The sequence below is a fragment of the Lactobacillus sp. W8172 genome (genome assembly GCF_016102055.1).
GTDB lineage: Bacteria > Bacillota > Bacilli > Lactobacillales > Lactobacillaceae > Lactobacillus > Lactobacillus apis_A.
Genome location: NZ_JACFPG010000003.1, coordinates 13,338 through 33,016, shown reverse-complemented (window position 1 = coordinate 33,016; position 19,679 = coordinate 13,338). Strand labels below are relative to the sequence as shown.

The 19,679-nt window shown below is 36.2% G+C and carries 17 protein-coding genes; 9 read left to right on the top strand and 8 right to left on the bottom strand.

Annotated elements, in window-relative coordinates; genetic code table 11:
- Positions 1–85 precede the first annotated feature (85 nt).
- From H3R21_RS04940 to thiD, 8 genes are all read right to left on the bottom strand, one after another.
- The gene (locus H3R21_RS04940; RefSeq protein WP_198183463.1) at positions 86–1,315 is read right to left on the bottom strand and encodes an alpha-L-fucosidase; all 1,230 of its coding nucleotides are present in this window, start codon (positions 1,313–1,315) and stop codon (positions 86–88) included.
- A gap of 62 nt (positions 1,316–1,377) precedes the next feature.
- The gene (locus H3R21_RS04935) at positions 1,378–1,716 is read right to left on the bottom strand and encodes a PTS lactose/cellobiose transporter subunit IIA (protein WP_046307915.1); all 339 of its coding nucleotides are present in this window, start codon (positions 1,714–1,716) and stop codon (positions 1,378–1,380) included.
- A gap of 10 nt (positions 1,717–1,726) precedes the next feature.
- Positions 1,727–2,821 (bottom strand): DUF871 domain-containing protein, encoded by a 1,095-nt coding sequence (locus H3R21_RS04930; protein ID WP_198183461.1) that lies wholly within the window; start codon positions 2,819–2,821, stop codon positions 1,727–1,729.
- Positions 2,821–4,083: a PTS sugar transporter subunit IIC gene (locus tag H3R21_RS04925; protein ID WP_198183459.1), complete on the bottom strand. Its 1,263-nt coding sequence runs from the start codon at positions 4,081–4,083 to the stop codon at positions 2,821–2,823. The genes H3R21_RS04930 and H3R21_RS04925 overlap by 1 nt, the downstream gene beginning before the upstream one ends.
- On the bottom strand, positions 4,083–4,391 hold the full coding sequence (locus H3R21_RS04920; protein ID WP_198183457.1) for a PTS sugar transporter subunit IIB: 309 nt from the start codon (positions 4,389–4,391) through the stop codon (positions 4,083–4,085). Before H3R21_RS04920 ends, H3R21_RS04925 begins: the two co-directional genes overlap by 1 nt.
- Positions 4,392–4,542: 151 nt before the next feature.
- Positions 4,543–5,517, bottom strand: coding sequence for a LacI family DNA-binding transcriptional regulator (locus H3R21_RS04915; RefSeq protein WP_198183456.1), 975 nt, complete (start codon positions 5,515–5,517; stop codon positions 4,543–4,545).
- Between the two features lie 113 nt (positions 5,518–5,630).
- Positions 5,631–6,299 (bottom strand): type 1 glutamine amidotransferase, encoded by a 669-nt coding sequence (locus tag H3R21_RS04910; RefSeq protein ID WP_198183454.1) that lies wholly within the window; start codon positions 6,297–6,299, stop codon positions 5,631–5,633.
- Between the two features lie 68 nt (positions 6,300–6,367).
- A complete protein-coding gene (gene thiD / locus H3R21_RS04905; protein ID WP_232352327.1) occupies positions 6,368–7,180 on the bottom strand; it encodes a bifunctional hydroxymethylpyrimidine kinase/phosphomethylpyrimidine kinase in 813 nt (270 codons plus the stop codon).
- 142 nt (positions 7,181–7,322) lie between these two features.
- Between thiD and glpK the strand changes: the two genes are divergently transcribed.
- From glpK to H3R21_RS04860, 9 genes are all read left to right on the top strand, one after another.
- On the top strand, positions 7,323–8,825 hold the full coding sequence (glpK, locus tag H3R21_RS04900) for a glycerol kinase GlpK (protein WP_198183452.1): 1,503 nt from the start codon (positions 7,323–7,325) through the stop codon (positions 8,823–8,825).
- Between the two features lie 33 nt (positions 8,826–8,858).
- Positions 8,859–9,632 (top strand): tyrosine-protein phosphatase, encoded by a 774-nt coding sequence (locus H3R21_RS04895; RefSeq protein WP_198183450.1) that lies wholly within the window; start codon positions 8,859–8,861, stop codon positions 9,630–9,632.
- Positions 9,633–9,644: 12 nt separating this feature from the next.
- Entirely contained in the window at positions 9,645–10,595 is a 951-nt protein-coding gene (locus H3R21_RS04890; RefSeq protein ID WP_198183448.1) for a LacI family DNA-binding transcriptional regulator, read from the top strand.
- Positions 10,596–10,774: 179 nt separating this feature from the next.
- Positions 10,775–12,439, top strand: coding sequence for an alpha-glucosidase (locus H3R21_RS04885; protein WP_198183446.1), 1,665 nt, complete (start codon positions 10,775–10,777; stop codon positions 12,437–12,439).
- Positions 12,440–12,450: 11 nt separating this feature from the next.
- Positions 12,451–14,178: a glycoside hydrolase family 13 protein gene (locus tag H3R21_RS04880; protein ID WP_198183445.1), complete on the top strand. Its 1,728-nt coding sequence runs from the start codon at positions 12,451–12,453 to the stop codon at positions 14,176–14,178.
- Positions 14,179–14,323: 145 nt separating this feature from the next.
- A complete protein-coding gene (locus H3R21_RS04875; RefSeq protein ID WP_198183444.1) occupies positions 14,324–16,597 on the top strand; it encodes a glycoside hydrolase family 65 protein in 2,274 nt (757 codons plus the stop codon).
- On the top strand, positions 16,582–17,259 hold the full coding sequence (pgmB, locus tag H3R21_RS04870) for a beta-phosphoglucomutase (RefSeq protein ID WP_198183442.1): 678 nt from the start codon (positions 16,582–16,584) through the stop codon (positions 17,257–17,259). Before H3R21_RS04875 ends, pgmB begins: the two co-directional genes overlap by 16 nt.
- Before the next feature lie 4 nt (positions 17,260–17,263).
- On the top strand, positions 17,264–18,370 hold the full coding sequence (locus tag H3R21_RS04865) for an ABC transporter ATP-binding protein (RefSeq protein WP_198183440.1): 1,107 nt from the start codon (positions 17,264–17,266) through the stop codon (positions 18,368–18,370).
- 57 nt (positions 18,371–18,427) lie between these two features.
- Positions 18,428–19,648, top strand: a complete 1,221-nt coding sequence (locus H3R21_RS04860; RefSeq protein ID WP_198183438.1) for an extracellular solute-binding protein — start codon at positions 18,428–18,430, stop codon at positions 19,646–19,648.
- The last annotated feature ends 31 nt before the right edge of the window (positions 19,649–19,679 follow it).

The window sequence follows — 19,679 nt, the reverse complement described above, 5'->3', positions numbered from 1 at the left end:
TATTTTTATAAGCAAAAATAGCTCCGAAAGTAATTCGGAGCTATTTGTTTATAAATGTTTTAGCTAATAAGTTTGAAATATAAAATCAATAATAAATTTTAGCTACACGCTCAACCAAGTTGGTTCCGTACTCAAATCCATTTGCTTCAATTTCTAACGTGTTAGTTTCAGAATCTTGCTTAAATTGAACTTCTTGCTGGTTATCGAGCCAACTTATGCGGGTTATTGGACGTGAAGGAAAATCATTAAAAGTAAGTTTGCGATTTTCCTCACCGCCAAGTACAACATTACTGTTACCAATATTGCCTAAATTATCAACAAACAAGTAATCACCTTTGATAAAGTCATCATCATTTGAACATGTTTTATATGTTGGATGTTCAAAATTATTGGTATGATAGATTGCTTCGTGGTTGATGGCCATCCAGGCTCCGACTATTTCAATCATTGACTGACAGTGAATGCTCAGAGAGCCATCGAATTCAGGTCCAGCATTAATCAATAAATTTGCGCCTACTTTTCTGGTACGGCAAATTTGTTCGATTAAATCGTGAGCAGAAAGGTAGTTAAGGTCGTTTTGAGCGTTACCCCAGTGTTTGTTGAGAGTTAGGGATGTTTCAGCGGCTAAATAGCGTTCATTTTGAATATGTGTAATGGACTTAGGATCACCACGTTCAAAGGTTAAAACATCAACATCTCTTCCTTCACTTGTTCCTTGCCTCTCTAAGCCTGTATTGTTAGTAATTATTGCATTAGGCTGTAGTTGTCTTATTTCATCATAAAGTTGCTGCTCTTGCCAATCAGCATTGGGTTTGTCCCAATTTCCGTCAAACCAAAAACCACCAATTTCACCATAGTTGGTACATAAAAGTTTAATTAACTCGCGTAGCTCTGATAAATAACCAGTAAAATCATTATTATATTTATCGTTATTCCAGTCATAGGTAGCGTAATAAATAAAAGGAGAAATGTTTTGTCGATGACATTCATCAGTAAAGATTTTAATCACATCTTTACTAAAGGGAGTATGAATGCTATCAAAAGAGTTGATTCCTTTAGTATCAAAGAGATAAAAGCCATCATGATGTTTAGCAGTTAGGACAATGTACTTAAAGCCACTCTTTTTTGCTAGTCTAACTAAATTACGAATATTTTCTTCTGCAGGATTAAATTCATTAAAAGCTGCTTGATATTCTGGGATATTTAAAATGTTTTGTGACCATTCACCCTTAGAGAACTTGGAATAAAGTCCCCAATGAACAAATAAGCCAATACCCATTTTTTCAAAGTTTGCGATTTTATTTTCTATTTTCATTATTTCTACTTTCAACTATTTGTGAATTGTTGAATCAATTAATAGTTTTGTGGGATAAAGTATTAGTTGCTCTGATTCTGTAATTCTTGCTTTAACTTTGCTAATTCTAAGTTAGTTTTGATCAGTTCTGTTGCAAAGTCTAAAAAACTTTCAGCGGTAATCATCTGATCCTCGGCATGCATATATAAGGGATCAATTTTGCTATCACCTGTTTTGGCAAAATCTGATAGTGCTTTTAAATGGCTGTTTTGAGCCTGCTTAAGCTCTTCTTTTGCTGAATCAAGTAATGGTTGTGGGTCTTCATTACCTGAGCGAGAGCGCGACACTGCTTCCATAATTTCAGCTTTTGCTTGACCAGAATGACTGATAATTTCAAAACTAATTTCTTCTAAACCTTCCATAGTTACTCCTTTAGTAATTGCTGAGGTCAATAAATTTAAATTTATCCCATGGCTTAATAAAATCAATGAATTGCAAATCGCTAGGAACAATTTGTGCAACAACATTTTTTAGATGGTCGCTGTTATCCATTTCTTGCTTAACGATATTTAGTTCGCCTTTATACTGATCGAAATCATTGTTACCAATTGTGATCATTCCGGGCTTTAACTGATCTACTGGATTATTAACAGGTAAATCCTGCTTATTATATTTAAGTTTTACAAATGTAGAACGAACGGCATAGCTGTTAATATCTCCACGGTTAAAGTGTAAGTTTTCTAAAACAATTTCTTTTTCAAGAGCAGTTGCAGTTGGAGTAAATTCAACGAAAAATTGTGGAACTTGTGAATCTAGTTTAGCAATTTTTGCTAGTTCATCATCACTAGCAAAAGCGTTACCAATAATCACATCATCAATTAGCTGTGTGTTGATTAAGTACTGTGCTTGCTTTTCAATAGGTAAATTGCGGTGAATTTCTAGTGTCGGCAAACCCGCATTATATGGATGTGGTCCGATTTCTCCAGTGTTAGAAGATACAAAGGCAGCTGTTCTTATACCCATATCATGGTATTTACGCGTAGTTTTTAAAAAATAATCAGTGTCTAAACCGGTATAACGTTGGGGATAAAAATTGTGGCAGCCGATAATTTTTCCTTTGTTTGGACTATAGCTAAAGATATTAGCCAAATTTCCTGTGTCATTACTAATGTTAACTTCAATTGATAAATCTTCTGGGTTATAAGTCATGATTGACTCAGGCATACCATCAAAATTTGAATCTAGACGTACAATATCGGCTCCAAGCTCTTTAAAAAAGGATAAGTCGTTGTAACTAACATTTAAGCTGTCAAATAAGCCAGGGTTAACATCTAAGCTGACCCACATGCCTTTTTCGTGAGCATGAAGCAGAACTTCGTTAAATTTATTTAGAATAGCTTCTTGATCGTCATTAAGCTCTAGTAAACTGGTGAAAAGTCGACTATATCCTAGTTCCGCAGCACGATCAATATAGTTGATACATTCTTTCACGCTACTTTTATTTGGATAAACCGAAATTCCGTACATTATTCTTTTGCTCCTTGCTCTAATTTCAGTTGATTATTATCGAACATCTTGAAGAACGGGTAGTAAATAACTAGAGAAATCAAAATGTTAACAATACATAAAACGATGGCGCGCCAATCAAATCCTGTTGCCATCCAAGCGCCAATTGGTCCAGGCAAAGTCCAAGGTGCAACTGCGGTTGTATAAGCTACAAGATGTAATTTCATTGCCACATAAGTCATAGCTGCCATTGCAGTAGGTGCTAAAACAAATGGAATAGCAAAGTATGGGTTCATAATGATTGGAATACCGAAAATCAGAGGTTCGTTAATGTTGAAAATTGCTGGTACCAAAGTTACAGCACCCATTGTTTTACTAAACTTAGATTTTCCAGCAAAAGCTAAAAGAATTGCGAGTGAAAGGGTAGCACCAGCACCACCAATCCAAACAAACCATTGGAAAAACTGCTCCGTCATGAAGTGAACTGGAGCTTGACCATGAGCAACTGCAGCAACGTTGGCGTTAAGGTTAGCATACCAGTATGGGTAAAGAATTGGTGTAGCAATAACCATTCCGTGTACACCAAACAACCAAATGATAGTGATTAAGAACACAGGAATGATTGCTGATAAGAAGTTATCACGACCAAAGTAGCCAATTGGTGAGAATACCCAGGTTAAAATGGCATTAATATCAAGTTTGAAAATTTCTTTCAAAACAAAAGAAACAATAATAATTAAAATACCAGGAAGTAAGGCACTGAATGATTTACCAACAGCAGCTGGTACACCATCAGGCATTTTGATTACCCAATTGTGTTGAGTAAAAAGTCGAACAACTTCAGTCGAAAAGATTGCACAAAGAATGGCAGTGAAGAGTCCTTGAGCCCCCATATTACCAATTGACATGTAAGTTCCAGGTGCAATACCGGCCTTGGCTTTATCAAGGACAATTGGATTAATTGCTAAGATAAAGAAAGACATTTCGGCCAAAACACTGGTTGAGATTGGGTCAATTTTATAGTACTTGGATAAATGTGATGTAATTGAAAAAACACAGTAAATCGCCATCAAGTTGATGGAATAGTACATTGGCACTGATAGCATTGATGCGTATGGTTGAATAAAGTTTTTCCAGGCATCAATTGGCAAATTCAGTAAAATAGTAAAAAACGAGCCAATAATTGAAACAGGGATAATTACTGACATACCGTCTCTGATAGCAGTCAAGTAGCGGTTGTTAGCAACTTGTCCCATTTTTGCAGAAATCGTATCAAAATTCATTATTCGGTCTCCTTTACGATTAGCTCATACAATTTGTCCACTTTAGCGGGAGTATACATTGTCATTGGAATCAAAACGAACTTGGCATTCTTTTCTGCTGCTATTTCTTCGAAGTCATTCTTTTTAAAAGACACTTGAGGTGCTAGTAAAATCACTTGATAGTCGTTTTCATTCAAGTCATCTTCAACTTTGTCAATACTAGTTTCGTGGACATTCCAGTCTTGCTGATGGCCAGCAGCTTCTTTTGCTAAAGCTGTTGCCAAAATTGATGAACTCATGCCACCGCCACATGCTAATAAGATATTCATTTTTTCCTCCTTAACTTGAATCGATTCAAGTTTTAACAAAATAAAAAATTTAAATCTCATCATTTCTAAAATAATACAGATACTTTAAAAATGAATCATTTCAAATTACAGGTTAATTATAAGCTCAATAGTGGGTAAAAGCAAGCGCTTTCTATTTTAAGCGAAGAATATTATTACAGTAAACGGTTTGAAAATCACTGCTATTTGGTTTGGATAGGCGATTAATTAATAGTTTTCCTGCGGTTGTGCCTATTTGATCGACAGGCTGTTCAATTGAACTTATTTCAGGGAAGAAGAGATCATTAACAAAAAAGTGATCGTATACAAGAAATTCAATTTTAGGGTGTAAGTTACTTTCACGATAGGCTTTGATTGCCCCTAGAGACATATAATAATTGATAATAAACAGAGCATCGAGATCTGGATTTTTAGTAATTAGTTCGTTAAAACCATCACAACCTGATTGAATGGAATAGTCACCGGTCCAAATTGTTGTTTGATCGTTTCGAAGTTGATGTTCCTTTAGAGCATCTTCATAGCCACGTTGTCTTTCCCGCGAAATGTAGTTTTTAGCCGTTCCGGTGATGATGCCGATTTTGTGATGCCCCTTATTAATTAGGTAGTTAACACCAATTTTTGATGATTCATAGTTATTAACTACAACAACATCTGATTTGAGGCCCCTGATTGGCGCATCGATTGCAACAATTGGAATATGTTTTGCAGCCACTTTTTTCAGCATTTTGGTAGCAAAATCTTGGTGGAAGACAATAATGGCATCAACTGAATGATCCAATAAAAAGTCCAACTTTTGTTCAAAACGTTTTTTATCATCATGGTAATCGCAAACAATGATGCTGTAGCCAAATTGTTCAACATAAGCTTCAATTGCTGAAACGATGGACATAGAAAAAAAGTCAGTTAGTTGATTAATTACAATTCCAATTGACATAGTCTTGTTTTTCTTTAAACCACTGGCAATAATATTTTGATGGTAATCCAGTTGTTCCATTGCTTTTTTGATTTTTTCTGCTGTGCTTTTTCTTTGCTGTTTACCGTTTAGGTAATTTGAAACAGAGCCGATAGAGACACCGGCAAGTGTTGCAACGTCTTGTGCTGTTGCCACAACTATCACCTTTTTGCTAAAAATTAATCTAATTATTGTTTTGATTAAAAAAGAAATCGTTAAATATTCCCGCTTGAAAACAGAAAAAATTAACGATTACTTTTTCATTATATTTATGCGCTAACTCGTTCATCGTGCCAAGATAAAATCATTTTGACAATGGCATTAGCAACATTGAGATTTTTTAAGAGCGGACCATGTGAATAGGTTCCGATAAAATTACGGTAGCGGAGCCCCTCAACATGATCTTGGGGATTATTGCCGTAACCTTCAATCATTTCACCCAGGGGATGCAACTTATCTAAATCGTCAAAGTAAGTCTGACCGGAGTGGTTTTCAAATGCTCTAACTTCGCCCCATTCACTCATATAGCGGGTATCGCCAATCATTCGCTTATCTGCTTTAAAAACGGTATGAAACGGTAGAATGTCTAGGCCTTTAATTGTGACACCGGAATTAGTTTTGTAATAAGTACCAACAAGCTGATAGCCACCACAAACTCCTAGCATCGGCTTACCGCCGTTGATGTATTTAGTTAAAGTTTCCTTGTGTCTTGGCAAGTCCTTAGCAATGACCGTTTGCTCAAAGTCCTGACCACCGCCAAAAAAGACGAAGTCGTAGTCAAAAGCATTAAATTTATCACCTAAAGAGACGTTATCAATTTGGGTTGAATAGCCTTGCTTTTTTAACAAGTAGCGAATGATTTTGACATCCCCAGAATCACCGTAAGTATTCATCAAATCTTCGTATAAATATGCAATTTTAATTGTTTTGTTTGCCATAAAAACCACTCCAACTATTACTATCTCGTTAAAGTATATCTTAAAGGAGCAGTAGGGGCAAAAGATAATTACTTCGTTTCTTCTTGTGCTGCGAAATGATTAATTGGACCATATTTTGAGCCAACTTCAATTGGATGAGCAATTGCTTCATAAGTAAATTCCTTGGCAATCTTGACGCTATCAAGAATAGAATTGCCTTTAGCCAATTCAGCGGCAATAACGGCGGATAAGGTATCGCCTGTACCGTTAATTCTTTCAGTATTGATGAAAGGCTTGGTGAATTCGTAGAACTTACCATCTTCAGCTAGTAACACGTCAATTACCTTAGACTGGCTAGTATCGTCATGGCGGCCCTTCATTAAAACATTTTTAGCACCCATTGATTGCAGTTTCTTAGCACCTTGGCGTACTTCATCTGGTGTAGCCAATTCAAGTCCGGTTAACTTTTTCTGTTCATAAAAGTTAGGCGTAATGATATCAGCTAGTGGCATTAAATCGTCTAAAAAGGCCTGATAAGCATCATCATCTAAGAGGGTATCACCATGTTTGGTCATAATAACGGGATCAAGAACAATTTTACCCATGTCATATTTGCGCAAATTTTCGGCAACACAGCCAATAACTTCTTTGTTGGCCAGCATACCAGTCTTTAATGCGTCAATTTTGAGGTCGTCATTTAAGACTTCAAATTGCTTTTGGATAAATGGGATGGGTATAACTTCTTGTGCAAAAATACCAGTAGTGTTTCCAGCAACTGCTGCAGTTAGTAATCCCATTCCGTATACTCCACGTGCGTAAAACGAGTGGAGATCGGCAGTCATGCCTGCACTACCATCGCTATCGTTTCCCGCAATGGTTAGAGCAATAATTTCTTTTTTCATTATTATGTATCCTCTTTTTAATCAAAACTTTATGTCCCAAGTATAACGTAAAACAGGTGTAATGTTATAATTATTTCTTGTAAAAAAAGCGGCAAATAGTAGAATTGTAGTAAATCGCTTTCTTCTAGGAAGGAAACACAACATGTTAAAAGAATACATTATGGCAATTGATGAAGGTACAACATCAACTAGAGCGATGATCTTTGATCATGAGGGCCACAAAGTTTCTGCTTCGCAAAAGGAATTTTCACAGTACTTTCCGCAACCGGGCTGGGTTGAACACAAGGCTGAAGAAATCTGGCACGCTGTTCAAACTACCATTGCAAATACCATTATAAATTCGGGGATTCGCCCAGAACAAATTAAGGGAATTGGGATTACAAATCAGCGTGAAACGACTGTAATTTGGGATCGAAAAACTGGTAAGCCGATTTATAATGCAATTGTTTGGCAGTCAAGACAGACTACAGAATTGGCAGAAAAGCTCAGGGCTGACGGTTATGGTGAGATGATTCATAAGAAAACTGGTTTAATCATCGACCCGTATTTCAGTGCAACTAAAATTCGCTGGATTTTGGATCACGTTGAGGGTGCACAGGAAAAAGCCGAAAAAGGTGATCTTCTATTTGGCACCATTGATAGCTGGTTATTATGGAAGTTAACTGATGGTGAAGCCCACATTACGGATTACACCAATGCATCAAGGACAATGCTTTTTAATATCCACGACTTAAAGTGGGATGATGACATTCTTGAGTTACTCAACATTCCTAAGAAAATGTTGCCAGAAGTTAGATCAAACTCTGAAATTTACGGCTATACTAAGTCTTACCGCTTTTTTGGTGGCGAAGTACCAATTTGTGGTATTGCAGGTGACCAACAAGCAGCACTAGTTGGCCAATTGGCATTTAAGAAAGGCATGGTCAAAAACACTTACGGTACCGGCTCTTTTATCGTTATGAACACTGGTGAAGAACCAACCGAGTCTGATAATAATTTATTAACTACGATTGCGTATGGTTTGGATGGTAAAATTAACTATGCACTTGAAGGCTCGATTTTTGTTTCTGGTAGTGCCATTCAGTGGTTGCGCGATTCGATGAAGATGGTTAAAACGGCTGAAGAATCTGAAAAAGCCGCTTTAGCATCCAAGTCAGAGGATGAAGTTTATGTTGTTCCAGCCTTTACTGGCCTAGGAGCACCGTACTGGGACTCAGAAGCTCGAGGAGCAGTGTTTGGTGTTACACGTGGAACAAACAAAAACGACTTTATTAAAGCAACACTGCAATCCTTGGCATATCAGACCCGAGACGTTGTTGACACAATGCAAATTGATTCAGGAATCGAAATCCCAACTTTACGTGTTGACGGTGGCGCTTCAAATAATGACTATCTACTACAATTCCAAGCAGATATTTTAGGAATAAAGATTGAACGTTCTCAGACTTTAGAGACAACTTCGATGGGAGCTGCATTTTTAGCAGGACTAGCAGTTGGCTATTGGAAAGATGTTGATGAACTAAAAGATATTTTTGTTGTTGGTAAGACGTTTGAAAGTAAGATGGAAGAGTCAAAACGTAAGAAGTTATACCAAGGCTGGAAGAGGGCTGTTAAGGCAACTCAAGTTTTTGCTCACGGTGAATAAGTGCGATAATTAAGTAAAAAGGAGTTGAGCAAATTGGCACATGATCGAATTGTAAAATTAGACGGACCATTAAACTTTAGGGACGTTGGTGGCTATCAAAATAAGGCAGGACAAGCTGTTAAGTGGAACAAAATCTATCGTTCAGATTCCCTTAGTTCTCTATCAAATGAGGATAAAGAGCACCTTGCAGATTTACATGTGACAATCGACTGTGATTTGCGTTCGCAATACGAAAAGCAGTCTTCTCCTGATAAGGCTTGGCCAAATGTTCACTATGTTGACTTGCCTGTTTATTCTGAAAATCCAGAAGATCGGCCCAACGGACACAAGATGTTTCGCTTACTTCACCACATCCCAGATTTGAGCAATAATTTCATTGGTCGGATTTATCAGCAAACTTTATTAAGCGAGCACAGTCGAAAAATGTTTGCGCGCATTTTTACCGAATTATTGGAATTGCCAGAAGGGGATGCGCTTGTCTACCATTGCAGTGCTGGGAAAGACCGTACGGGAATGGTATCAGCTTTAATCTTGATGGCACTTGATGTTGATGATGATACAATTGCACGGGACTATTTACTGACAAATAAGTTATATGACTTTGCAGTTTCACGTCAGCTGCCAAGTAACGACGAAATAGCGCAAATGGTTGCAAAAATGAATGTCACCAAAGGAGAAGGGACAGCCATTAGAGGCATCACGGAAACCATCCGTGGTGGCTGGGGCGATTTTGCAACATTTTTTAAAAAAGAACTTGGCTTTACAGATGCTGATTTAAGTCAGTTAAAGCAAATGTATTTAGAATAGAGGTACAGCACGATGGTAACCTTGCTGGACGTTGCTAAAAAAGCTAATGTTTCAAAAATGACAGTTTCTCGCGTAATTAATCACCCTGAGCAAGTAACAGATGAGTTGCGTAAATTGGTTGAGCAAGCAATGGATGAGCTTAATTATCACCCTAACTATGTTGCTCAGGCTTTGGTAAACAAGCGTACAAATTTGATAAAATTTGTTACTTTAGAAGATATAGATACTACGGAACCATATTATATGAATTTGCTATTTGGCATTGCTCGTGGTTTATCTAAGAAACAGTACGCTATTCAACTTGTTACTGATAGAAGCAAAATAGAAGAGGGTAATTTTGACGGGTATTTAATTACAGGCGCTCGCTCAAGCGATTATGCATTATTTGATAGTCTAAGTAAACCATTTATTTTATTTGGCGAAAATCATCATGGTTATGATTATGTAGATAATAATAATCAGTACGGTGTAGAGCTGGCTACAAAATATGCGTTATCGCGATTATACCGAAATATCATTTTTATTGGAATTGACGTAAGAGAACCTTTTGAGTATTCGCGTGAAACTGGATATATCAATACTTTGCAGAAAAACAAAAAGATTCCCCAGATATATCGTATTGCCAATCGTAGTCATGCTGCGCAAAAAATAATTAAGGATAATTTTGATAAATTTCTAAAGGATACATGTTTTATTTGTGCCAGTGATCGAATTGCTACTGGAGTTGTTAGGCAATTGTTGAATGAGAAGGCAAAGGTACCGGATGATTTTGGCGTTATAGGCTATGACGGTGTTTTTCTAGATCAAGTTTCTAATTTAAAGCTAACAACCGTTAAACAACCAATTTTCGAAATGGGCGAATTATTAGCTAATATGCTTTTGCAAAAAATAGATCAAAAAGGATTGCCTCAAGGTGAAGCATTACTTAAGCCTACTTTGGTGAGAAGAGAATCAACCAGATAAAGATAAGAGCATGCTCTTATGATAAAATTAACGTCTTATATAGCAAGAAAAGAGAAAGGTTGGAGAACAGCCTTTCTTTTTTATGTTTAATAAAGAAATTCTTGGTAGCGGTAACATCACTAATACTATTGCTTTGCTCTGACTTGCTCTACTAAACTTACAGGTGGAGGTTAAGCGTTATGAAGCATTGGTATGAACATGCAATAATTTACCAAATATATCCCAAGTCCTTTCAGGATAGTAATAATGATGGTATAGGTGACATCAATGGAATTATCCAGCGAATTCCCTATTTAAAAAGCCTAGGTATAAATACTATTTGGCTGAATCCTATTTTTGTTTCACCGCAAGTTGATAATGGCTATGATGTTGCCGATTATTTTGCTATAGATCCACGAATGGGTACTATGAAAGACATGGCAGCCTTAATTGAAGCGTGCCATCATGCCGGAATACATGTAATTATGGATTTTGTTTTAAATCATACTTCTGATCAGAATAAATGGTTTCAAAAGGCAATAGAAGATCCCAATAGTAAGTATCATGACTACTATATCTTCGCAGGTGAAAAAAATCAACGTCCCAATAATTGGGGGAGTTTTTTTGGTGGAAGCGTTTGGGAGCCCAATCCCAATGGTACAGGAGAGTTTTATTTTCATTTATTTGATAAGCATATGCCTGATTTGAACTGGAAAAATAGCCAAGTAAGAAAGGAAATGCTTAAAATAGCAGAATTTTGGTTAGAAAAAGGAGTGGATGGACTACGACTAGATGCGTTTATCCATATTGCAAAAGCAGATTTACGGCAGAATTATCCTATAGCAAACTACTTAAATAAAGTGGATAAAACTGTCATTGCAGAGCCATTTTTTGCCAATCTTCCTCAGGTGCAAGAATGGTTACGTCCTTTTTGTGAGCAAATAAAAAAAGATTATCCAGAAGCCCTACTTTTAGGAGAAGCTGCTAGCGCTAATGTTAATTTAGCAGCAGATTATACTATGAAAGAAAATCATCTTTTAGATAATGTGGTTACTTTTCGCTACTTTGAAGATGATCAAAGCAAAATTGATTTGAGTTTGCCGCCGGAATATCAACCAAAGAATCTTAATTGGTCAGCCTTTAAGCAGAATCAAATCATTTGGCAGCAAACTTTGGCAGAAGTTTCGCTACCAATACTATATTGGAGTAATCACGATATGCCTCGTCTTGCAACAAAAGAAGCTAAAACAGAAGTACAGGCACGTAGCTTAGCAATATTGATGTATTTACAGCGAGGCATACCCCTAATTTATTATGGTGAAGAAATAGGGATGAAGAATCTGTTATTCACAAAGTCATCTGAATTTAATGATAAAAAAGTAGAGGACTTTGTAAAGGAAGCCAAAAAACAGGGAAAAACTACTGAAGAAATATTAAATATGGTTAGTGTGTCTCATAAAATGCCAGCTCGAGGGGTAATGCAATGGACAAATAGTCAAAACAACGGTTTTTCAAATGTAAAGCCTTGGATTAAAGGTATAAAGCAAAATAATGTTAACGTTCAGGTAGAAGAAACTGAACCTGATAGTATGCTTAACTTTTATCGTAAATTGCTTGCACTAAAAAAAGAAAAATTATTTCAGTCAGGAAGCATTTATGTGCTTCCAACTGATAGTAATAGTTATGTTTACAGAAGAGATCTTGACAATATTAGTGCGATTGTTGCGGTTTCCTTGAGTAACAATAAAGAAAAAATCGAGATACCCCATGGATATAAAAATGTGATGTTATCTGCCGGAAAATATCACATTAATAATGATCAACTGATTTTGATGCCTTATTCTGGCATTGTTTTAAGTAGATAATGGAGAGAAAAATGCAACTAGCAGCTTTAAAACATAGAACAGAAAGTGAAGATTGTTTTGTAATTGATTCACACCATGTAAAAATTAGATTTCATAGTGCTAAGAATGATGTACAAAAAATAATAGTTCACTATACTGATAATTACCTTGATACTAGAACAGATAAAACAATTGAGATGGAGAACTGTGGTCAAGGGCAAGAAAGTGATTATTGGACTGCAATTTTAGAAGCACCGTATCACAGACTTAAGTATACGTTTGAAGTAATTGGACAAGATAGAAGTCATAAAATTGTTGGAGATCGTGGCATCAAGGATTATAGTGACGAAAATATAATTGCTGACAGTAGTTACTTTAAAATACCGTATTTACATGACATAGACCAAGTTAAAACACCGGACTGGGTAAAAAGCACTATTTGGTATCAAATATTCCCAGAACGCTTTGCTAATGGCGACAAAAATAATGATCCACAGAACACAAAGGTGTGGAATCCAAATGATCATCCAGGACGTGAAGATTTTTATGGTGGAGATTTACAAGGAATTATTACGCACTTAGATTATTTACAAAGTCTAGGAATTAATGGCCTATATTTATGTCCTATTTTTGAAGCAAGTTCAAATCATAAATATGATACTATTGATTATTTGCAAATTGACCCTGCATTTGGAACTAAAGAGTTATTTGCACAATTAGTTAATGAGGCTCATAAAAGAGGAATGCGAATCATGCTTGATGCAGTATTTAATCATCTAGGGAGTCAATCTTTACAATGGCAAGATGTTGTTAAAAATGGTTCAAAGTCTAGGTTTGCTTCATGGTTCCATATTAATCAGTTTCCGGTTGAAAAGTATTACGGCCCAGAAGAAAGCGGTCCTAATTATGATACTTTTGCTTTTGAAGGTCAGATGCCCAAACTGAATACTGCTAATCCAGAAGTACAAGATTTTCTTTTAGAAATAGCAACATATTGGGTAAAATATTTTGATATTGACGCTTGGAGACTAGATGTTGCCAATGAGGTAGACCACCACTTTTGGATGAAATTTCATGATGCAGTTATGGCGATTAAGCCGGATTTTTATATTGTAGGAGAAATATGGCATAATGCACAACCATGGCTCAATGGTAATGAGTTTTCTGCAGTAATGAATTACCCATATACTTTACAAATTGAAGATCACTTTTTTAAGAAAACTAAGACAGCTTCTGAGCTGGTAACTGCATTAACAGATCAAGTGATGATGTATCGTGACTGCACCAATCAGGCAATGATGAATATGCTTGATTCCCATGACACAGCTCGTTTATTAACATTAGCAGGCGAAAACAAAGATCTCGCTATTCAAGCTCTAGCTTTTATGTTTATTCAGCAAGGCAGCCCATGTATTTATTATGGAACTGAAATGGCAATGACCGGTGGGGACGACCCTGATTGCCGGAAGCCGATGGACTGGGAAAAAGAAGATACAGACTATTGGCAAAAAATACATGAAATAATAGCGCTTAGAAAAGAATATGCCATGATTCTTGGGTATGGAACAATAAACTTAAGTATTACACCTAAAGGCTTAATTGAAGTTAAGCGAAATTGCGACAGCAAAAAGCTTACCGCGCTTTTTAATACTACTAAAAGTGAGATTAAAATTAATGTAGAAGAGGCACCAGTTATTAGTCAAAACTATTTTAATGAAAAAATTGGTGTTAATGGATTTGTAGTTCTAATTGATAAATAGATAAAAGGCAGCTAGCATAAATAGCTGCTTTTTTATGTTGCATTTTGGTACCGATAACATGAATTTTGGGATTGTAAAAAAATCTCCTGTAAGTAACAATGAAAGCGTAAACAAAAACCTCACAGAAGAGGAGCGGAGATAACAAATGAAACGAATTTTTGAGGTTGACCCATGGAAAATAGCTACACACAGTTTTTCGCCTGTAGATAAAAGATTACAGGAAAGTATTACTGCTATTGGCAATGATTATATGGGGATGCGTGGTAATTTTGAAGAAGGTTATTCTGGTGATCACTTGCAAGGAACATATTTGGCAGGTGTGTGGTTTCCAGATAAAACTCGAGTAGGATGGTGGAAAAATGGTTATCCAAAATATTTTGGTAAAAGCCTAAATGCTCCTAGCTTTATTGGTATTGGCATAACAGTTAATGATGAAAAGCTTGATCTTGCTCAAGTTAAGTTTAAAGACTTTTACTTTGAATTGGATATGCATCAGGGCTTGTTAACTCGTAGTTTTATTTATGAAGGAAGTAATACTAAAGTTAAGTTTGAGTTTAAGCGCTTTTTACACATCGGTTTAAAAGAGGCCGCACTAATCTATGTAAAGGCAACTGTATTAGAAGGACAAGCCAAGATTGAATTTGACGCTACTCTTGATGGAACTGTCACTAATGAAGATAGTAATTACAACGAACACTTTTGGGTCAATTGTAATGAAAGTAGAGAGGATCGTTTTATTCAAGTAAAAACTAAATCTAATCCTTATGGAGTTCCGCAATTTACTGTTTTATTAAAAGAAGGATTGAGAAGTAACAACCAGATAGTAAAGGGAACAGTAAAAACTAAAGCTGCAAAATTAAGTGAAAAAGTAGAAGTTAATCTTGTATCTGGTGAAAGTTACGATTTAGAAAAAGACGTAATTGTATTAACCAGTCGTGATATTGAGCCTAAAGAGCAAGCCAGCTATGCTAAAGATTTAATGGCTAAGTTACAGTCTAAAAGTTTCTTAGATAACTTAGATGAACATACTTCAATTTGGAAAAATCGTTGGGCAAAAAGCGATGTAGTAATTGAAGGTGATGATGCCGCACAGCAAGGCATTCGCTTTAATCTTTTACAATTGTTCATGACATACTACGGTGAAGATAAGAGACTTAATATTGGACCTAAGGGCTTTACAGGTGAAAAGTATGGAGGAGCAACATACTGGGATACAGAAGCATTTATTTTTCCGATGTATTTATGCGTATCTGAGCCTAGTGTTACTCGAGCTCTTTTGCAATATAGATATGATCAACTTGATGGTGCTTATTTTAATGCTAAACAGCAGGGAAGTAAGGGTGCGCTCTTTCCAATGGTGACATTTAATGGGATTGAATGTCATAACGAATGGGAAATTACCTTTGAAGAAATTCACCGTAACGAGGACATTCCATTTGCTATAAAGTGTTACACAAGTTATACGGGTGATGAGTCCTATGTGAAAAATGAGGGCATGGACGTCCTGGTAGGTACGGCAAGATTTTGGGCAGATCGCGTTCACTTTTCAAAGAAACGAAAAAAGTATGTTATTCATGGAGTAACAGGTCCAGATGAGTATGAAAATAATGTTAATAATAACTGGTTTACTAATATAATGGCACAATGGGTTCTAAAGTATACTTTAGAACGATTACCACTAGCTAATAAGGAAGCTCAGAAGCGCTTAAAAGTTAGTGAGGAAGAACAAGCAAAATGGCGAGACATAATTGAGAATATGTATTTACCAGAAGATAAGGAACTGGGTATTTTCCTGCAGCAAGATGATTTTTTGGACAAAGATATCAGACCTGCAAAAGAAATTCCGCTTGATCAACGGCCAATAAGTCAGCATTGGTCTTGGGATAGAATTTTACGTTCACCTTATATTAAACAGGCAGATGTTCTACAGGGAATTTACTATTTAGATGATAAATTCACTAAGGAGCAAAAAGAGCGTAACTTTGCTTTTTATGAGCCATTAACAGTTCACGAAAGTTCACTTTCAGCATGTATTCACTCAATTTTGGCAGCGGAATTGGGCAGAGAAAAACAGTCTGTTGAGTTCTATGAACGTACAGCTCGTTTAGATCTTGACAATTATAACAATGATACAGAAGATGGGCTGCACATTACTTCAATGAGTGGCTCTTGGCTAGCAATAGTTCAAGGTTTTGCAGGAATGCGCTATGATCATGATCAACTTAAATTTAAACCTTTTATTCCAAAAAACTGGAAGGGATATAACTTCAAAATAAATTATCGTGAACGACTGATTAAGGTTGAAGTTAATCACGAAGAAACATGTTTAACTTTAATCAGAGGGAATGAGTTAAATGTTTTAGTGGAAAATAAGGAAATACTGCTAAAGGAAGGTGAAAAACAGTGCTTAAAGGTCTAATTTTTGACTTAGATGGTGTCTTAACCGATACGGCAAAATTTCATCTTACAGCTTGGAATGATTTGGCAAAAAAGTTAGGTATTGATTTAACTGAGAAGCAGTTGAACTCACTTCGAGGAATATCTCGAATGGATTCACTTAATATGATTCTTGAATATGGAAACAAGAAAATCAATCTTACAAGTGAACAAAAAGAAAGATTAGCTGAAGAGAAAAATAGTAATTTTTTGAAACAAGTCGATGCAATGTCCTCATCAGATATTTTGCCGGGAATTATGGAGCTGCTGCAAGATGCCGAAAAAGCGAACTTGAAAATGTGCATTGCCTCTGCTTCACATAATGCTCCTAAAATCTTAAATAAACTTGGAATTGCTGATAGATTTGAACAGATTGTTAATCCTGCAACTATACTTCATGGCAAACCAGATCCTGAAATTTATGAAAAAGCTCAACAACTTTTGCAACTGAATAGAGACGAAGTAATTAGCTTTGAAGACGCTGCTGCAGGGGTTGAAGCAATTAAAGCAGCTGGACAGTTTGCGGTAGGAATAGGTGATAAACAAATGCTTAAGGATGCTGATTATGTTGTGGAATCAACAAAAGAGCTCAAGCTAGCCAAAATTGAGGCTGTATTTTTGAAAAATAATGAAAAGGTAGGTTGAAAATATGGTTGAAGTTGACTTAAATCATTTGTGTAAAAAGTACGAAGGTAATAATCAGTACTCGGTAAAAGACTTTGATTTACACATTAAAGATAAAGAATTTATTGTCTTTGTAGGTCCTTCTGGTTGTGGCAAATCAACTACTTTAAGAATGGTAGCTGGACTAGAAGATATAAGTGAGGGTACTCTTGAGATTGATCACAAGGTAATGAATGACGTTGCACCTAAGGATCGTCATATTGCTATGGTTTTTCAAAATTATGCTCTATATCCGCATATGTCAATATACGATAATATGGCATTTGGCTTGAAACTACGACATTATCACAAAGAAGAAATAGATAAACGTGTTCAAAACGCTGCTAAAATTCTGAATTTGCAAGATTACTTGGATAAAAAGCCTGCGGAATTATCTGGTGGACAAAGGCAAAGAGTAGCATTAGGCAGAGCTATTGTGCGTGACGCACCAATATTTTTAATGGATGAACCTCTTTCTAACTTGGATGCTAAATTACGCGTTTCGATGCGAGCTGAAATTGCAAAATTGCATCAAAACTTAGGGACAACCACAATTTACGTTACTCATGATCAGACAGAAGCTATGACCTTAGCAGATCGTGTTGTAGTAATGTCTGTAGGTAGAATAGAGCAAATTGGCACGCCAGAAGAGGTTTACAACCGTCCAGTAAATCAGTTTGTTGCAGGTTTTATTGGCTCACCACAAATGAACTTCTTTAATGTTCATTATCAAAACGGAAGGATTTCTGATGGAGCGAGCCTAAGTTTAGGAGTTCCGGAAGGAAAAGCAAAATTGCTTGATGAACGTGGATATAATGACCGCGATTTGGTATTAGGCATTCGTCCAGAAGATATTCATGCAGAGCAGGCTTTCCTAGAGACCTGGCCTGATGCTGTAGTGGAATCAACTGTTGAAGTTTCCGAGCTTTTGGGTGCAACAGTTCAACTTTATCAGAAGCTTGGGAAAACTGAGTTTGTTGCTAATATTAATGCTCGTGACACTTATCAGCCATCGCAGCAAGTAAAAATGGGCTTTGATCTAAATAAGGCACATTTCTTTGATAAAGACACCACTTTAGCAATAGTTAATTAGTAATAAAAATTTATATAGTAACCAAAATAATATTTTATATATTAGGAGATAAGTAAAATGAATTTTATCAAAAAACTGACTTTAGGAAGTACTGCAATCTTGACTACAATATCTCTTGCAGCTTGTTCTAATAATTCAAGTTCTTCATCAAATACGAATAGTAATGAAAGTGCAAAGCTGACCTTATGGGTTGATACAGACCAAGTATCATATTACAAAAAGATAGCTAGTGATTTTACGAAAAAGCATAAAAACATCTCAGTACGTGTAACACAAAACCCAACAGGTTCAGCTAATGCTAAATCAGATGTTGGAAAGGACCCATCAAAAGCTGCCGATGTTTTTGAGGCACCTAATGATCAATTGGGACAAATGGCTGATTCTGGCTATATTAATCCATTGTCTCCAAAAGATACCAGTAATATTAAGTCTAACTATGTTGCTGTTGCCGCTAAAGGTGTTTCTTGGAAAGGGAAAATATACGCTTATCCATATGCGCAGCAAGCACAAACAATTTACTATAACAAAGCCAAACTATCAGAAAGTGATGTGAAGAACTGGAAGTCTTTGACTTCTAAGGGCACTGTGGCTACCGACTTTACTAACGCTTATGTAATGTGGCCAGTATTCTTTTCCGCAGGAACCAAACTGTATGGTGATAGTGGAGAAGATTTAAAGGGCTCAACTTTTAATTCTAACGATGGTGTTAACGCATTAAAGTGGTTTGCAGCTCAAAAGAATAATGAAGGAGTTATGCAAACTTCAAATGCTTTGAACCAGTTGAAGAAGGGAAATGCTCAGGCAATTTTAGATGGCCCATGGAATGCTGCTAATATTAAAAAAATCTTGGGTAAAAACTTTGCGGTTGCTAAATATCCAATGATTGATGTTGGTGGCAAAAGTGTTCAAATGCAAGCATTCTTAGGAATAGAAGGCTTTGCAGTTAATGCACATACTAAAAACCCTAAAGCTGCCGCACAATTAGCAGCATTTATTACAAATAAAAAATCACAACTAATTGTTCATAAAAATGCGGGTCAGATTCCTGTACTTAAAGAGGCGGTTAACGATCCAGAGGTTAAGAAAGATCCAGTTGCTGATGCAGTTATAGAAATGTCTAAGCCAGGCAACACAGTTCTAATGCCAAAGCTTCCACAAATGTCTGTATTTTGGAATGATGTTCCTCCTCTAATTAATGGTGTTTACGATGGTAAAATCAAGCCTAGCCAATATAAAGAACAGCTTGATAAATTAGCTAAGCACTCATCAAAGAAATAGCTAATTACAGTACTTGAAGGTTGGACAGAAA

Excerpts from the sequence above, each read along its gene's own strand:
- H3R21_RS04940 (WP_198183463.1), bottom strand. The coding sequence starts at position 1,315 with ATGAAAATAGAAAATAAAATCGCAAACTTTGAAAAAATGGGTATTGGC.
- H3R21_RS04935 (WP_046307915.1), bottom strand. The coding sequence starts at position 1,716 with ATGGAAGGTTTAGAAGAAATTAGTTTTGAAATTATCAGTCATTCTGGT.
- H3R21_RS04930 (WP_198183461.1), bottom strand. The coding sequence starts at position 2,821 with ATGTACGGAATTTCGGTTTATCCAAATAAAAGTAGCGTGAAAGAATGT.
- H3R21_RS04925 (WP_198183459.1), bottom strand. The coding sequence starts at position 4,083 with ATGAATTTTGATACGATTTCTGCAAAAATGGGACAAGTTGCTAACAAC.
- H3R21_RS04920 (WP_198183457.1), bottom strand. The coding sequence starts at position 4,391 with ATGAATATCTTATTAGCATGTGGCGGTGGCATGAGTTCATCAATTTTG.
- H3R21_RS04910 (WP_198183454.1), bottom strand. The coding sequence starts at position 6,299 with ATGGCAAACAAAACAATTAAAATTGCATATTTATACGAAGATTTGATG.
- thiD (WP_232352327.1), bottom strand. The coding sequence starts at position 7,180 with ATGAAAAAAGAAATTATTGCTCTAACCATTGCGGGAAACGATAGCGAT.
- glpK (WP_198183452.1), top strand. The coding sequence starts at position 7,323 with ATGTTAAAAGAATACATTATGGCAATTGATGAAGGTACAACATCAACT.
- H3R21_RS04890 (WP_198183448.1), top strand. The coding sequence starts at position 9,645 with ATGGTAACCTTGCTGGACGTTGCTAAAAAAGCTAATGTTTCAAAAATG.
- H3R21_RS04885 (WP_198183446.1), top strand. The coding sequence starts at position 10,775 with ATGAAGCATTGGTATGAACATGCAATAATTTACCAAATATATCCCAAG.
- H3R21_RS04880 (WP_198183445.1), top strand. The coding sequence starts at position 12,451 with ATGCAACTAGCAGCTTTAAAACATAGAACAGAAAGTGAAGATTGTTTT.
- H3R21_RS04875 (WP_198183444.1), top strand. The coding sequence starts at position 14,324 with ATGAAACGAATTTTTGAGGTTGACCCATGGAAAATAGCTACACACAGT.
- H3R21_RS04865 (WP_198183440.1), top strand. The coding sequence starts at position 17,264 with ATGGTTGAAGTTGACTTAAATCATTTGTGTAAAAAGTACGAAGGTAAT.
- H3R21_RS04860 (WP_198183438.1), top strand. The coding sequence starts at position 18,428 with ATGAATTTTATCAAAAAACTGACTTTAGGAAGTACTGCAATCTTGACT.